This is a genomic window from Streptomyces sp. NPDC088124, assembly GCF_040685895.1.
Taxonomy (GTDB): domain Bacteria; phylum Actinomycetota; class Actinomycetes; order Streptomycetales; family Streptomycetaceae; genus Streptomyces.
Window position 1 is genome coordinate 65,068 of the sequence record NZ_JBFBJB010000005.1, and the last position, 12,898, is coordinate 77,965.

19 protein-coding genes are annotated in these 12,898 nt (G+C 68.8%); 4 read left to right on the plus strand and 15 right to left on the minus strand.

The genetic code is table 11. The features are described from left to right. Positions 1-4: 4 nt before the first annotated feature. On the plus strand, positions 5-460 hold the full coding sequence (locus AB0P17_RS05440; protein WP_365807793.1) for a helix-turn-helix transcriptional regulator: 456 nt from the start codon (positions 5-7) through the stop codon (positions 458-460). Between the two features lie 7 nt (positions 461-467). Here the strand turns inward: AB0P17_RS05440 and AB0P17_RS05445 are convergent, their stop codons facing one another. Then, the gene (locus AB0P17_RS05445; protein WP_365807794.1) at positions 468-1,370 is read right to left on the minus strand and encodes a type II CAAX endopeptidase family protein; all 903 of its coding nucleotides are present in this window, start codon (positions 1,368-1,370) and stop codon (positions 468-470) included. A gap of 131 nt (positions 1,371-1,501) precedes the next feature. Between AB0P17_RS05445 and AB0P17_RS05450 the strand changes: the two genes are divergently transcribed. After that, the gene (locus AB0P17_RS05450) at positions 1,502-2,044 is read left to right on the plus strand and encodes a helix-turn-helix domain-containing protein (protein WP_365807795.1); all 543 of its coding nucleotides are present in this window, start codon (positions 1,502-1,504) and stop codon (positions 2,042-2,044) included. 89 nt (positions 2,045-2,133) lie between these two features. Here AB0P17_RS05450 and AB0P17_RS05455 read toward each other — a convergent pair whose 3' ends face one another. From AB0P17_RS05455 to AB0P17_RS05470, 4 genes are all read right to left on the minus strand, one after another. Beyond that, the gene (locus AB0P17_RS05455) at positions 2,134-2,739 is read right to left on the minus strand and encodes an ATP-dependent Clp protease proteolytic subunit (RefSeq protein WP_365807797.1); all 606 of its coding nucleotides are present in this window, start codon (positions 2,737-2,739) and stop codon (positions 2,134-2,136) included. Between the two features lies 1 nt (position 2,740). Continuing rightward, positions 2,741-3,400: an ATP-dependent Clp protease proteolytic subunit gene (locus tag AB0P17_RS05460; RefSeq protein WP_365807799.1), complete on the minus strand. Its 660-nt coding sequence runs from the start codon at positions 3,398-3,400 to the stop codon at positions 2,741-2,743. Between the two features lie 137 nt (positions 3,401-3,537). After that, complete coding sequence (locus AB0P17_RS05465) at positions 3,538-4,446, minus strand: phosphorothioated DNA-binding restriction endonuclease (RefSeq protein WP_365807801.1); 909 nt, start codon at positions 4,444-4,446, stop codon at positions 3,538-3,540. 56 nt (positions 4,447-4,502) lie between these two features. Beyond that, positions 4,503-4,835, minus strand: coding sequence for a hypothetical protein (locus tag AB0P17_RS05470; RefSeq protein WP_365807802.1), 333 nt, complete (start codon positions 4,833-4,835; stop codon positions 4,503-4,505). Positions 4,836-4,997: 162 nt separating this feature from the next. Here AB0P17_RS05470 and AB0P17_RS05475 point away from each other — a divergent pair, with 162 nt between their 5' ends. Both AB0P17_RS05475 and AB0P17_RS05480 read left to right on the plus strand, forming a co-directional pair. Beyond that, a complete protein-coding gene (locus AB0P17_RS05475) occupies positions 4,998-5,870 on the plus strand; it encodes a helix-turn-helix transcriptional regulator (protein ID WP_365807804.1) in 873 nt (290 codons plus the stop codon). Between the two features lie 16 nt (positions 5,871-5,886). After that, positions 5,887-6,117, plus strand: a complete 231-nt coding sequence (locus tag AB0P17_RS05480; RefSeq protein ID WP_365807805.1) for a DUF397 domain-containing protein — start codon at positions 5,887-5,889, stop codon at positions 6,115-6,117. A 512-nt stretch (positions 6,118-6,629) separates the two neighbouring features. Here AB0P17_RS05480 and AB0P17_RS05485 read toward each other — a convergent pair. From AB0P17_RS05485 to AB0P17_RS05530, 10 genes are all read right to left on the minus strand, one after another. Continuing rightward, positions 6,630-7,355, minus strand: a complete 726-nt coding sequence (locus AB0P17_RS05485; protein ID WP_365807806.1) for a hypothetical protein — start codon at positions 7,353-7,355, stop codon at positions 6,630-6,632. After that, on the minus strand, positions 7,300-7,566 hold the full coding sequence (locus tag AB0P17_RS05490) for a hypothetical protein (RefSeq protein WP_365807808.1): 267 nt from the start codon (positions 7,564-7,566) through the stop codon (positions 7,300-7,302). Before AB0P17_RS05490 ends, AB0P17_RS05485 begins: the two co-directional genes overlap by 56 nt. A 17-nt stretch (positions 7,567-7,583) precedes the next feature. Further along, positions 7,584-7,910, minus strand: coding sequence for a hypothetical protein (locus AB0P17_RS05495; RefSeq protein ID WP_365807809.1), 327 nt, complete (start codon positions 7,908-7,910; stop codon positions 7,584-7,586). Between the two features lie 326 nt (positions 7,911-8,236). Continuing rightward, a complete protein-coding gene (locus AB0P17_RS05500; protein WP_365807811.1) occupies positions 8,237-8,710 on the minus strand; it encodes a hypothetical protein in 474 nt (157 codons plus the stop codon). 86 nt (positions 8,711-8,796) lie between these two features. Then, entirely contained in the window at positions 8,797-9,021 is a 225-nt protein-coding gene (locus AB0P17_RS05505) for a DUF397 domain-containing protein (protein ID WP_365807813.1), read from the minus strand. A 67-nt stretch (positions 9,022-9,088) separates the two neighbouring features. After that, positions 9,089-9,937, minus strand: a complete 849-nt coding sequence (locus AB0P17_RS05510) for a helix-turn-helix transcriptional regulator (protein WP_365808103.1) — start codon at positions 9,935-9,937, stop codon at positions 9,089-9,091. Then, the gene (locus AB0P17_RS05515) at positions 9,919-10,428 is read right to left on the minus strand and encodes a DUF6879 family protein (protein ID WP_365807815.1); all 510 of its coding nucleotides are present in this window, start codon (positions 10,426-10,428) and stop codon (positions 9,919-9,921) included. Before AB0P17_RS05515 ends, AB0P17_RS05510 begins: the two co-directional genes overlap by 19 nt. Beyond that, positions 10,415-10,621 (minus strand): hypothetical protein, encoded by a 207-nt coding sequence (locus AB0P17_RS05520; RefSeq protein ID WP_365807817.1) that lies wholly within the window; start codon positions 10,619-10,621, stop codon positions 10,415-10,417. Before AB0P17_RS05520 ends, AB0P17_RS05515 begins: the two co-directional genes overlap by 14 nt. 277 nt (positions 10,622-10,898) lie before the next feature. Beyond that, the gene (gene msrA / locus AB0P17_RS05525) at positions 10,899-11,564 is read right to left on the minus strand and encodes a peptide-methionine (S)-S-oxide reductase MsrA (RefSeq protein ID WP_365807819.1); all 666 of its coding nucleotides are present in this window, start codon (positions 11,562-11,564) and stop codon (positions 10,899-10,901) included. A gap of 173 nt (positions 11,565-11,737) precedes the next feature. Beyond that, entirely contained in the window at positions 11,738-12,841 is a 1,104-nt protein-coding gene (locus tag AB0P17_RS05530; RefSeq protein WP_365807821.1) for a hypothetical protein, read from the minus strand. Between the last annotated feature and the right edge of the window lie 57 nt (positions 12,842-12,898).

Consider the following 12,898-nt stretch of genomic DNA (forward strand, 5'->3'; position numbering starts at 1 on the left):
GGGAGTGACCAGCCACGCGCAGAACCGAGCCCGCGTCGTCCCCCTGCGCCCGCGTACGGCGGAGGCGGCCCCCGTACCCGAGAAGCAGGCCGGCAAGCAGGCCAAGGAACCCCTCTGGCGGCACCTCGTAGGGGACGTCCTGCGGCGCGAGCGGCTGGCGCAGGAGCGCACGCTGAAGGACGTGGCCGAGGCGGCCCGTATCTCCATGCCGTACCTCTCGGAGCTGGAGCGCGGCCGCAAGGAGGCGTCGTCCGAGGTCCTGGCCGCTGCCGCCGGGGCGCTCGGACTCGGGCTGGCCGATCTGCTCGCGCTCTCCCACGGCGAACTCGTCCGCCTCGACCGGGCACGGACCCGCCTGCGCCCTTCGGGGGGTACGGGCGACGGTACGGTGACCGCGCTGGCGGGGCGGAGCACGCGGGGGACCTGGGCGCGGCCGGGCGACGTGCGAATGGCCGCCTGACCACCGGTCAGACCCGCGCCCGGTGCTCCTGGTCCGTGGGCGCGGTGGGCGCGGTGGACTCGGTGTGCGGAGGGTGAGGGCGGTGCGCCGGGCTGGGACCGGTGTTACGCGGGGACCGTTCCGTGGCGAGCAGCGCCAACGCGACCACCGTCTGCACGGCCATGACGAGCGCCTGGGCGCGTGGCGAATCGACGCCCAGCAGCAACAGGCTTGAGTTGGCGGCGAAGTGGACCGCGATCGCCCCGGGGACGCCGGCGCGGTCGTAGGCGTAGCCGGCCAGCAGCGACATCGGGATGGCGCTCAGCATGAAGAGCAGCCCGCTCCACGAGGCCAGGCCGAATGTGGCGTGCACGGTCCCGTCGATGAAGAACAGCGGCAGGTGCCACACCGCCCAGATGGCCCCCAGGACCAGGCCCGTCCGGTACCGGCCCAGCGATGCGCGCAGGCGCGGATGGGCGGTACCGCGCCAGCCGGGCTCCTCCGCCAACGGACCGCCGATCAGCATGCCGACGAGGAACGCCGCTGGGCCGCCCGCGGTCCGTATCACGTCCTGTGCCTCCGGCAGGCTCACGGCCGGGCCGCCCCACAGGTGCGCCGCCAGTACGCCGGCCAGCACAGTGGCAGATGTCACCAGCAGGAGCGGCGCCACCCAGAACAGCCGCAGACCCAGCCGGAGCCTCACCGTGTGCTCAGGGACGGGGTGACCGCGGCGGGCGCGGTGCGCCCGGACCGCGAGGGCACCGATCGACGGGCCGAAGGCGCCGAACAGATAGGGCAGGACGGTGGGGGAGGACGTCGAGGATCCGCCGAGTCGGATCGCGACGAGCCAGGACGCCCAGCTCGTCGTGAAGGTGACGGCCAGAAAGAGTCCGAGGCCGCTGGGCCGCCCGATCGGACTTGTCGCATTCATGTCAATTTGCCTAACGGGTGTGATCGGGTGGGCCGTTGTCCGCGGCGACTGGCCCGCCGGTGCTCCGGCGGTTCCGCGCCCCTCATTGATATCAACTTCGAGAATGTTATCTCATGCGAGAGTATGAAGTCATGTCAACCGCCAACCTGCTCCTGCACCCGGTCCGGCTGCGCATCCTGCAGACGCTGCTCGGCTCCGGTCACCTGACCACCGCGCAGTTGCGCGTCCGACTGCCCGACATCGCGCCGGCCACCATGTACCGGCACATCGCCACACTCACCCGGGCGGGTGTTCTGGAGGTGGTGGGCGAGAGGCGGGTGCGCGGCGCCGTGGAGCGCAGCTACCGGGTCCGTCAGGAGATGAGCGTGGTCGGCCAGGACGCGCGGAAGGCGATGACGCTGGAGGACCATCGGCAGGCGTTCGCCGCGTTCTCGGGAGCCTTGCTGGCCGACTTCGACCGCTACCTCGCCCGGGACGACGCCGATCCCGCCGCGGACGGCGTCGCCTACCGGCAGGGCGCGGTCTGGCTCACCGAGGAGGAGTTCACCGAGCTGGTCACGGAGATCCAGGCGCTGGTCGCCTCGCGCTCCGACAAGGCCCCGGGCGACGGCCGTACCCGTCACCTCCTCAGCCTCGCCGTCGTACCGGACGAACCCGGAGAGCAGCCCGGTTGACCCCGCCCACGCCGCCAACCCGCCAACTCCTCCAGCCCTGCCCGCGCTGCCCGCGCCGTCAACTCCTGTCACTCCGCGTCCGGTTGTGGTCAGGGAACCCGGATCCTCCTCCGGCTCAGCACTTCGTCGGCGAGCCCGTACGCCACCGCCTCGTGCGGGGTGAAGACCCGGTCGCGGTCCATGTCCGCGCGCAGGGTCGCCACGTCGTGGCGGGTGTGCCGGGAGAGGATCTCCTCGACCTCGGAGCGGATCCGTACCATCTCCTTGGCCTGGAGGCTGAGGTCCGAGACCGTCCCCTGGTGACCGCCGCTCGCGGGCTGTCCCAGCAGCACCCTGGAGTGTTCGAGCACATGGCGCCGCCCGGGATCGCCGCCCGCCAGCAGTACGGCGGCGGTCGAGGCCGCCTGGCCGACGCAGAAGGTCGAGATCGGCGACCCGATGAACGTCATCGTGTCGTAGATGGCCATGAGCGAAGTGAACGATCCGCCGGGGGAGTTGAGGTAGAGCGAGATCTCGGTCCCCGGACCGGCGGACTCCAGGTGGAGCAGTTGGGCGATGACGACGTTGGCGACGCCGTCGTCGATCTCGGTGCCGAGGAAGATGATCCGCTCCGAGAGGAGCCGGCTGTAGATGTCGTACGCGCGCTCGCCCTGCGCGGTGCGCTCGACGACGGTCGGGATCGTGTACTGGCCCATGTCAGAGTCCCATCCGTCGCTGCGCGCCGGCCGGCCGTACGTCGGCGAGCGACGAGACGACCCGGTCGACCATGCCGTACTCCCTGGCCTGCTCGGCGGTGAACCACCGGTCGCGGTCGCCGTCGCGGGAGACCGTCTCCACGGCCTGGCCGGTGTGCTCCGCCGTGATCCGCTCGATGGCCCCCTTCATGAATTCGAGGTTCTCGGCCTGGATCGCGATGTCGGCCGTGGTGCCGCCGATACCCGCCGACGGCTGGTGCATCATGATCCGCGCGTTCGGCAGCGCGGCACGCTTCCCCCTCGCCCCCACCGTGAGCAGGAACTGCCCCATGCTCGCGGCGAAGCCGATGGCGAGCGTGGCGACGTCGTTCGGGATGAGCCGCATCGTGTCGTAGATCGCCAGTCCGGCCGTCACGGAGCCGCCAGGGCTGTTGATGTAGAGCCCGATGTCGCCGCGCGGATCCTCGGCGGACAGGAGCAGCAACTGCGCGCAGACCCGGTTCGCGGAGACATCGGTGACCTCGGTGCCGAGCACGACGATGCGCTGGGTCAGCAGCCGCGCGGCGAGATGATCGTCGAACGGGGTGGTCGCCGCCGCCGTGCCCTGCTCGGCGGCGCGCGGGCTCGGCGCGAAATCCCAGTCGGTGACGAGTGGAGACATCGGTCCTCCTCGATGTGGTGCGACGCCGGTCGCCGCGCCCTCGTCCCCACCCTTGCCCGGCCACCGCCCTGCCGCCGGGTCGCTCTGCCGGCAGCAGATCAGCCAACGGCAGAGCGGCAGTTGGCGGCGGCCCCGGGTCAGGCGGGCTCGGGCGTCCGGGCCTCGCCCCGGAACACCTGCTCCGTATGCCAGGTGACATGCTCCGGGTCCACGCCGGCGCTGCCGTGCTGCGGACCGAGGAGGGCCCGTCCGCTCAGGTCGAGCACATGGCTCCGCGCGGCGCGGCCACGGCCGACGAACTCCCGGGAGACGGTGATCCGCCGGCCCCGGTCCAGCCCCAGCACTCCTCGGTCGAAAAGCTTGTGGTGCAGCGAGCACAGACACAGCGCGTTGGACAGCTCGTCGGGACCCCGGAACGCCCACCACCGCACGTGCGCGGCTTCCAGCCCGACCGGCACCCCGCCGAGGGAACCGTCGAAGCCGCAGAAGGCGCACCGGTATTCGTACGCGACGAGCACCTGTCTGCGCAGCTCGACACCGCGCCGCCGGTCCTCCCGTACGGCGGGGGCGGCAGCCGACCCGACGGCGGCGTCCAACTCCAGGTCGAGACCGACGTCGTTGGCGATGTCCGCGTGGAGCGACGGCGGGAAGTGCGTGTCCAGCAGCAGATGTACGAGCCGCCCGAGCAGCCCCGGGTCCGCGTCCAGCGCGGCCCGCAACTCCGGCACGAGCCGCCCCGCCGCCCCGCTGTCGCGCAGCGCCCGCACCCCCGTGCCGGGGCTCGGGTCACCGGTGTCGGTCCGTACGGCCCACACCCCGTCGCTGACGAGGTGGTGGAACGGGTACGCGGGCGATGTCGGGTTCGGGGGACCGTAGTTGCGCAGCAGCTCGCTCAGGTCGCGCTCGATGTCGGAGTAGCGCAACGCCCGCTCCGGTCCGTGCCGGAACCGCCCCAGCGCGTACAGCATCAGCAGCGGCTTGTGCGGCGCGCGCACCCCGTTGCTCGTCCACTGCCGCAGACTTCCCACCCGCTCCATCCAGTCCATGACAGGCGACTGTAGGCACTGCCGCCTCGACGGGGCGCACCCGGTCCACCCCGGGGTCAGGCGGCCCCGGGCACCCACACCACCCGCGCCGTGGTGTCCTCGCCCCGGCCGAACCTCCCGACGGCACGGTCCAGCGAGCGCACACTCATCCGGATGCCGCCGGAAGCACTCACGATCTCGGCATGCTCCTCGAACGCCATCCCCCACGCGGCGACCCACGCGTCAGCGTCCTCGGGGCCGGTGCCCTCGGGCTCGTACGTCTGGATGACGGCGAAGAGCCGGGGCGCGGTGAGGGCCACCAACTCGTCGGCCAGGGCTTTGAATTCGGCGCGGGTGAGGGGTGGGTCGCTGGGGACGGAAGGGGTGGGGGCTGCTGGTTCGGCTGACATCATGTCCTCCTACTGAGCGTGATTAATTCGAAGCTGTGCGTATTGGTATCCTGAGATCGATCGCGCCCACTTTCAAGTGGACAGTCCATTTTTCACGCGGACGGGTCATGGCAATGCGCCCAGAGCTACGGATGGGTACTGGAGGGGCCAATGGGACGGAACATGGAGATCGGAACGTCGGTGGTGCGGCGCTGGCAGCTCGCGGCGTCGTTGAAGGGGCTACGCGAGAGTGCCGACTTGACCCAGGAAGCAGCGGTTGAGCGGCTTGCGTTGCTGCCAGGGCGCTGGTCGCGGTCGAAACTGTCCCGGATCGAGAATCGGGAGCACAACATCAAGCCGCGCGAAGTGGAGCAGATGCTCGATGCCTACGGCGTCACGGACGCACAACTCCGCGATGGTCTCGTGGAACTGGCTGCGGCCTCGTCGGAGCCCGGCTGGTGGACTGGCTTCGCCAACGCTCTGCCGCAGGACATCAAGCCGCTGTTGAGTATGGAGGACAGCCTCGTCCAGCTCCGGAGCTTTCAGCCTCAACTGGTGAACGGGCTTCTGCAGACCGCCGAATACGCCCGCGCCGTCATGCTCGCGGCTGACCCCGGAGCCTGTTCCGAGGAGGAGCTGGAACGCAAGGTTGCTGCTCGCATGATCCGGCAGCATGTGCTCCAGAGGAAGCCTGCTCTGAACGCGCACTTCATCTATGACCAGGCTGTCCTGGACCATGTCATTGGAGAGCCGGAGGTCATGCGAGGCCAGTTGCGGAAGCTGCTGAGCATGGCCGAGCACCCGAACATCTCGATCCAGATCCTCTCGCGTGATGTGGGCGGGAGCCCTGGTCTGGAAGGCCCGTTCTCGATCCTGACGTTGCCTGCGCCTATGCCCGACATCGGCTATACGGAAGGCCCGGCGGGCATGTTCTACGTCGAGGACCGCGAACATGTACGAGCATGGACGCTGAAGTTCGGCATCCTCACCGAACGGGCCCTTTCCCAGGCCGAGTCCAGGGACGCGATCGCCGACGCGGTCAAGCTGTACGCATGACGACAGGAGCCGTCACATGACGCAGACAGATCCGTTGAAGCAGGCGCGCTGGCGCAAGAGCAGTTACTCGGGCGGAGGAGGCGACACCGGCGGCGACTGCGTCGAGACCGCCCTCCTCCCCGACGGCCGCGTGGCGTTCCGCGACAGCAAGCGTCCGGAGGCGGCTGTAGTGTTCTTCGGCCGTGCGCAGACGGTGTTCTGGCTCCGGTACGTCAAGGCTGGCGAACCCGGCGACGTGGCCGGCTGAACCAGCGCGCGGCCTTGCCGGCCGAGTCCTGGGACGCGACCGCCGATGCGGCGAACCGCACGCGCCGTCCCGTCGCGGTCGTGCTCCTATCCCGCGCGGGAGCCGTTTCCTGGCTCCGGGGCACCAATGCGTAGGGCAGGGGCAGTTCCAGGCGGCTGAGGTGGGGGCGCACTTCACCAGCGCCACGGAGTGGAAGAGCGTCCCCCGGTAGTGGCCGCGTCTGCGGTCAGCGGTGTCGCTCCCAGCGTTCCGCGAACGGCACAGCCTCGGCCAGGGGCCGGTCACGGTAGCCCCCGGTACTCGGCGACTCTGCAGCCAGAAGTCGTGATCGTCCAGAACGGGAAAGCGCCTTCGGCGTGCCCCTCGACCTCCACGATTCACGCTCCGGGCTGGCCGGAAGGCCGATCAGGGAGCGGACGTTCGATTGAAGGCGGCGAATCAAACCAGCGCCACGCACTGGCTGTGGGCGGCTCATAGCAGGGTGGCGGCAATGTCGCCGCGACGGGAAGCTTCTAGTTTCCGGCCTGTGCTGCCTCTTCAGGGGTTCCGTATGCCTTGACCGCCGGGATTTCTTTCAAGGGGTTGTTCTCGCAGCCGAGGACTTCGGTGGCTTTTCTGGTCACACGGTAGAGGATGGTCAATTGTTGGTCTATGGTTTCCTGGTCAACTTTCGTTCCGATATTGAGTGTGTTCGATCCCGCTGTGAGTAGAGAAACTTGGCTTGACGGATTGCGCAATTTTCCGGGCAGGCTGCACTGCACGCGAAGTTCCGTGATGATGTCGTTCGCTTCGCCGAGCGCACCGTTCAGGTTGTAATAGCTGACCTTTCCTGGTAAATCACTTTTTGTCGATCCGTCACGAGCAGTCCATGAGAGTTCGAATCCCAGGGACCCGTCGAGGCGCCCGTCCTTCGGGGCAATTGAACAAATCTGGGTCGTGAGCTCTGTCTTTCCGGGCCTCCACTCCTTCAATTTATCTGACAATTTCTCCGGAAGTCGGTCATTTGTGTTGTAAATGGTGGTCTTGTACTGATCTGTGCGGAGCGCCTTCTGTAGAAGATTATGTGTTTCGGTATTTTTGGAAACGTCGCAAAGGTCTTCTTTCGGTGGGGCGGATTCATTGGCTGCGCAGGAGGTCGCACTCAATATGCACGCCGCAATAATGATGGATGCGCTGAGAAGTTTACGGTTTGTTGAGATGGGCTTCGGCTGCCTCTCGTCCTTGGCTGTGGCCAACATTCGCCTCCCTCTTTGCTGATTCGAATGAGCTGTCCTTCGTGTCGCCCGCCGAGGCGCCGCGTTCGTTGGCGGCCAGGTTCATCTGGTCCGCGAGCCGTACCGTGCCTAAGGTCGACGCGGCCACCGCGAAGTCCGTGCGCCACGACCCGGATCTCCCCAACGTGGAGAACTCGTACACCAGCAACATCATGGACGCGGTGAAGGCGGTCACCGAGTTCGACCAGGACGTCAAGACCGCCCTGAGAAGATCAACGCGGGCGAGGCATCGGAGAAGGCCTTCTTCAGGCCGGTGCCGGTGTCCCACCCCTTGAACTCCGCCACGGCGACACGCGTGGGCTCGTCAGCCGCGTCGGCGGCCTTCCTGGTGCCCGGTTCGAGCTGGTTCTCTATGGTGTTGGCCGCCTTCTTCTTCGCGGCGGGGACCGTGGCCAGATCAGGATCGCCGACTCCGGGCGACGCGGGACCGCCGCGGTCGAGTTGATTGAGCCGCGTGTCCGACGACTGGCGTTCGGCCACCGTCCGCTTCTGCTGAGCCCATTCTTCCTCGAACGACATCGTTCCCTCTCGGTGCGCGGCCCGGCGGATCCGAGCGGACCCAACTGAGTCCGGGGCACTGCGTGACACAGTGCCCCGGACTCGGGAGATCATTTTAATCAGTCTTGGGAAAAGGACGCGGTTCCCTCCCCGGATCACACACGTCATGCGCGCTATTCGCACACCGGTCGCGCACGTGACATCGGGCCGTGTTGGCGTCGCCGCCGCCGTCGAAAAGCCTCGGGCGCCGGTGACGGAAGGTCTCACGCCCCGCCCCGCGCCGTCCCGATCGGGGACGAGACGCCCGTGCCGCCCAGGCCGCAGTAGCCCGCCGGGTTCCGCGAGGTTCAACGCGTCCGGCGTATGGGGCAGGGCAGGTCGGGGCTGCTGCGGTTGGGGGAGCACGTCACCAGCGAGACCGAGTGGAAGACCGTTCCCTTGAGGTAATGGCCGAGTGACACGTCGCCGCCTTCCGTCAGACGTTCGACCGCCGATTGCCGCAGGAGCGCGAGGCGGGCCGCCTCCCGCTCCTCTGCGGATGTGAATCGTGACGCGAGTTCTGCGAGCCGGAGCGCCAGCCACTCCCCGGCCTCCTTCGGTTCCCGCCAGGTGCCCTGGATCACCGACGCCCGCTTCATCAGCCAGTGTGCCGTTTGGAGGGGCGGCACTTCCGTGGTCGGGAATGCAGCCACGGCCTGGCGATATCGCTCGATCACCTCCAGGGGACTGCTCGCTGTCGGCGGTGCGCCGGGAGGGCGCCGTAAGCTCTCTTTGTCGAACATGGCCTTCTCGCCCAGCCAGGTGTACCCGTGGATGTGCATGGCCGCTCCGTCCTCGGGAGGGAGGCGGCTCCGCCCGTTGGTGTGGTCGGCGTACGGGCGAGGCCGCCTGGCAGGCGGATTGACAGCTACGCGGAGAGGCCGAAGCGGGCCGGATCGATACCGGCCGCGCTCAGCTCCTGCGTGGTGAACCGCAAGGGCACGGCATCCGGATTTTTGCTGTCTCCCAGTGCCCACGCGTCCGGCCCGATCCTGGCGAGAGTTACGCAGGACTCGCCGTCCGGATGTGTGTTGCCTCCGCACGCCCTGCCGAACCGGGCTCCGGTGATGTCAAGGCCGTAAAGGTCGGTCATCTGCTCCTCCGTAGGTGAAACATCAGGGGTTGACACCGCTGATGTTTCACCTACGGAGGAGGGGCTTCTAGGACCTTTCGCGTTGGTGCAAGAATTCGTCCCGCACACCTTCGACCAGGGCCGTCATGGCATCGCCGAAAACCGCTACGGCTGCGAAGCGTTCGAAGGTGTCGGCGTACAGCTGCACGTCCTTCGGGTCGCGCGTCGTGACCTCCGAGTGGAACGTCTCCACAATTACCAGTCGGTCGTCGTGCATGCTGAAGCAGGTCATGGGGAAATCCGGCATCCGTGGTCCGCTCGGTACGACTCCCAGCGAGACGTTGGGTAGCCGGGACACGGATACGAGCCGGTCCATCTGCAGCGCCATGACGGCGGGTTCACCGATGCGCCATCTGAGGACGTGCTCGCAGATCAGGAAGTGGAACGATCGGCCTGGGCGGTAGAGGGCCGATTGCCGTTCGAGACGGGCGGCCACGGTCTTGGCCCGCGTCTCCTCCGGCAGTGCCGGAGGCAGGGAGAACACGGCCGACACGTACTCAGGGGTTTGGAGAAGTCCTGGGATGAGCTGGCCCTGGAACAGCCTGAGTTCGGTCGTGGCCCCCTCGATGGCCCGGAGGCTATTCTGGTGCTTCCAAGGGCCCATACGCCGAAGCAGCCGCCATGCGGTGGCCTCTGTGGCTTCGGCACGGGCCGTCGTGAGGAGCTTTTCCTTCACCTCTCGGCTGACGCCTATGGCGGTCAGCACGAGATCCACGTCCTGGACGGTCGGCAGGACCTTGCCGGTTTCGATTTTCGAGAGCTTGCCGGCGGACATGGAAGCCCTACGGGCCACGGCTTCACCCGTGAGCCCGGATGTGTTCCGCAGCGCCCGCAGGGCTTTCCCGATCGAGTCCGAGGTCAGCGGTGCCGCTCCCAGTACTCCGCGAAGGGCACGGCTTCGGCCAGAGCCCGGTCACGGTGGGCGCGGTATGCGGCGGTTCTGGCGGCGGGCAGCGGGTCCGCGCCGAGGAAGGCGCCCTCGGGCGTGTAGTGCATCCGGAACACGTGCTGGTCGTCGAAGAGCCAGAAGTCGTGGTCGGGCAGACCGGAGACCGGGCTCTCCGCGGTGTCGATGATGCCGATGGTCTCGCCTGCCGTGATGTTGCCGGGGTAGGCGGCGAGTTCGTAGCGCAGGTAGTCGGTCAGGGGCGAACGCAGTACATGGACGCGGGACACGGCCTTGCCCTTGTCCGTCATGGACCGCACCCAGGGGTTGTCGTACCACTCGGGGCCCATCTCCCCGCCGGCCAGGAAGCGTTCGTACTCCTCGCGTTCCTCCGCCACGTCGTAGACGGCGAGTGTCTCCAGGCGGAAGGCGGTCCGCTCGAAGGTCTCGAAGAGCCGGGCGAACGCCTCACCGCTGAGCACGGAAGTACTCCTCCAGCAGGGTGGCGGGCACCAGCACGGCGGTCTCGCCCTCGGGCAGATCGAGTTGTGCCAGCCGCTCGGGGTCGGTGACGACTTGCCCCTGGACGACGTAGTTCTGCTCGCTCTCGGTGCCCCATAAGGTCGGGCACGATCCGTTCTTGCAGTCCGGGGACCCCGTCAGCTTCCGTAGCATCGTCACTCCTTGCGCAGGCGCTTGCCCGATCTGTCGATCCGATGCTCCCGAGAGGGACGCGACGCGGTCAAGCGCTGATCCTTTCCAGAACGGGAAAGCGGCTGCGATGGGGTGACCTGCTGACTCAAGGGACTCAGGCAGTGCGCGGAACGAAGGAGAGGTGCGTCTCCTCCGCGTCGACGGCCATGTCGAGCCTCGCGTCCAGCGCCCCGGCCAGGGCGCGCATCAGCCCGTGCTCACGCTCGCCCCTTGAACGTCCGGTGGTGCGGTGCCGGGCTCACTCGCCGGCCGGCGCCACCCCGATCGGGCAGGAGACGCCCGTGCCGCCCAGGCCGCAGTAGCCCGCCGGGTTCTTGTCCAGGTACTGCTGGTGGTCCGCCTCCGCCACGTAGAAGGGGCGGCCCTCCGACGGGAGGATCTCCGTGGTGATCGTCTTGTAGCCGCTGCCCGTCAGGACCTGCTGGTACGAGGCGCGGGAGGCCTCCGCCGCCTCCGCCTGGGCGGGGGAGTGGGTGTAGATCGCCGAGCGGTACTGCGTGCCCACGTCATTGCCCTGGCGGAAGCCCTGGGTCGGGTTGTGGGACTCCCAGAAGACCTTCAGCAGCTCGGCGTACGAGACGGTCTTCGGGTCGAAGACGACACGGACCGCTTCGGTGTGCCCCGTCAGGCCCGAGCAGACCTCGTCGTACGTCGGGTTCGGGGTGAAGCCGCCCTGGTAGCCGACGAGGGTCGTCCAGACGCCGTCCGTCTGCCAGAACTTGCGCTCGGCACCCCAGAAACACCCCAGGCCGAAGTCCGCGACCTCCAGGCCCTCGGGGTACGGACCCACCAAGGGGTTGCCGAGGACCGTGTGGCGGGCCGGCACCGCGAACGCGGGCTCCGGCCGGCCGCGCAGGGCCTGCTCGGGGGTGGGCAGCTCGGGGGTGCGGCGGGACAGGAACATGGTCGGCTCTCCTCGGCTGGGGGTCTGTTCCTGACAACGTGTGGATCACCTGGCGCATTCCGGCGCCGGGAGCGGGCACGTGCGGGAGCGCGGGCACAGGGGGCCAGGGCCGCGCCCTTGAGCCGGGCCGCCCCGCGTCCCCGTCCACTCCGGCGGGGGCGGTCCCGGATCCGTCAGCGCGGGAGCGTCGCCGGGTTGCCGCCGTTCGCCTCGTAGCCCGCCACCGCCAGCGCCCGGTAGACCGTGTAGTTCGCCGCCGGGTCCGCCTCGTGCGTCCACGGGAGCGCGCCGACATGGCCGTCCACCTGCACGAGCTGGTTCATCGCCTCCGACCAGCGCTCGCACCGTACGAGGAAGAAGACCAGCAGGTGCCGTACGTGCGCGAGCATCGGGTCGTCCGGGCGTGCCGCGTGGACCGCGAAGAGCGCGCCCTCCACCGCCTTCGTCACCACCGCGCTCTGGTAGAAGCCGCGCACCAGGTTGACCTCGGGGAGGTGCTCGTACACCGCGAAGAGCGGCAGCGCCGCCAGCAGAGAGCCCTGTGGGGCGCGGGCCGCGGCCGCCGTCGCGAACTCGTCGGCCTCGTCGCGCGAGCCGTGCCACTTCTCGCACGCGTAGTGCAGCGCCGCCAGATGCGCGCCCATGTGCGCCGGGGCCCGGTCGATCACCTTCGCCCAGAGCAGGTCGAACTCCTCGCGGGAGTAGCCGAGTCCGCGCGCCACGGCCAGCTCCACGATGTACGGAACCGGGTCGCCCGGCGCCAGCAGCGCCGCCTGGCCGCAGACCGTACGCGCCTCCTCCAGGATGATCCGGAAGTCGTCCGTCCCCGCCGCCGACGACCGCCACGCCTGCTGCACCAGGAACTCCGCGTGCACCGCCGCCCCGCCCGCGTCCTTCGGCGCCTCCGACCGCCACGCCCGCAGCCACGCGCCCCCGACCCCGGGTCGCTGCTGGAGCTCCAGCGACGCCGCCCCCGCGAACGCCTGCACCCGCTGCCAGCGCACCTCGCCCTCCTTGCCCGTCCCGGCGAGGAGCTGCGACGCCGCGCGCCAGTCCTGGGTCCCCTGGACGACATCGAGCACGTCGAGCAGGTCCTGGTCGGGGCCGGGCATCCGGATGTCCAGCTCCTCCTGCCGGACGAACCCGTACGCGGCCGGGTCGGCGGCGTCCGGCGATCCGGGGGCGACCTGGCGGATACCACCGCCACGGCGCCTGACGTACGGGGCGATGACCGCGGCCAGCAGGCCCATCGCGAGCAGGACCCAGAGAATCTCCATGCGTCCATTGTCCCGGACGCGGTCCGGTACCGAATCCCCTGTGGACAACCCTGAGTC

What these genes read in the sequence shown, in the direction of transcription:
- AB0P17_RS05505 (WP_365807813.1), bottom strand. Translation starts at nt 9,021, where the DNA reads ATGACCGACCTTTACGGCCTTGACATCACCGGAGCCCGGTTCGGCAGG.
- AB0P17_RS05480 (WP_365807805.1), top strand. Translation starts at nt 5,887, where the DNA reads ATGACGCAGACAGATCCGTTGAAGCAGGCGCGCTGGCGCAAGAGCAGT.
- AB0P17_RS05530 (WP_365807821.1), bottom strand. Translation starts at nt 12,841, where the DNA reads ATGGAGATTCTCTGGGTCCTGCTCGCGATGGGCCTGCTGGCCGCGGTC.
- AB0P17_RS05520 (WP_365807817.1), bottom strand. Translation starts at nt 10,621, where the DNA reads ATGCTACGGAAGCTGACGGGGTCCCCGGACTGCAAGAACGGATCGTGC.
- AB0P17_RS05465 (WP_365807801.1), bottom strand. Translation starts at nt 4,446, where the DNA reads ATGGACTGGATGGAGCGGGTGGGAAGTCTGCGGCAGTGGACGAGCAAC.
- AB0P17_RS05495 (WP_365807809.1), bottom strand. Translation starts at nt 7,910, where the DNA reads ATGTCGTTCGAGGAAGAATGGGCTCAGCAGAAGCGGACGGTGGCCGAA.
- AB0P17_RS05445 (WP_365807794.1), bottom strand. Translation starts at nt 1,370, where the DNA reads ATGAATGCGACAAGTCCGATCGGGCGGCCCAGCGGCCTCGGACTCTTT.
- AB0P17_RS05450 (WP_365807795.1), top strand. Translation starts at nt 1,502, where the DNA reads ATGTCAACCGCCAACCTGCTCCTGCACCCGGTCCGGCTGCGCATCCTG.
- AB0P17_RS05485 (WP_365807806.1), bottom strand. Translation starts at nt 7,355, where the DNA reads ATGTTGGCCACAGCCAAGGACGAGAGGCAGCCGAAGCCCATCTCAACA.
- AB0P17_RS05455 (WP_365807797.1), bottom strand. Translation starts at nt 2,739, where the DNA reads ATGGGCCAGTACACGATCCCGACCGTCGTCGAGCGCACCGCGCAGGGC.
- AB0P17_RS05460 (WP_365807799.1), bottom strand. Translation starts at nt 3,400, where the DNA reads ATGTCTCCACTCGTCACCGACTGGGATTTCGCGCCGAGCCCGCGCGCC.
- msrA (WP_365807819.1), bottom strand. Translation starts at nt 11,564, where the DNA reads ATGTTCCTGTCCCGCCGCACCCCCGAGCTGCCCACCCCCGAGCAGGCC.
- AB0P17_RS05470 (WP_365807802.1), bottom strand. Translation starts at nt 4,835, where the DNA reads ATGTCAGCCGAACCAGCAGCCCCCACCCCTTCCGTCCCCAGCGACCCA.
- AB0P17_RS05475 (WP_365807804.1), top strand. Translation starts at nt 4,998, where the DNA reads ATGGAGATCGGAACGTCGGTGGTGCGGCGCTGGCAGCTCGCGGCGTCG.
- AB0P17_RS05500 (WP_365807811.1), bottom strand. Translation starts at nt 8,710, where the DNA reads ATGCACATCCACGGGTACACCTGGCTGGGCGAGAAGGCCATGTTCGAC.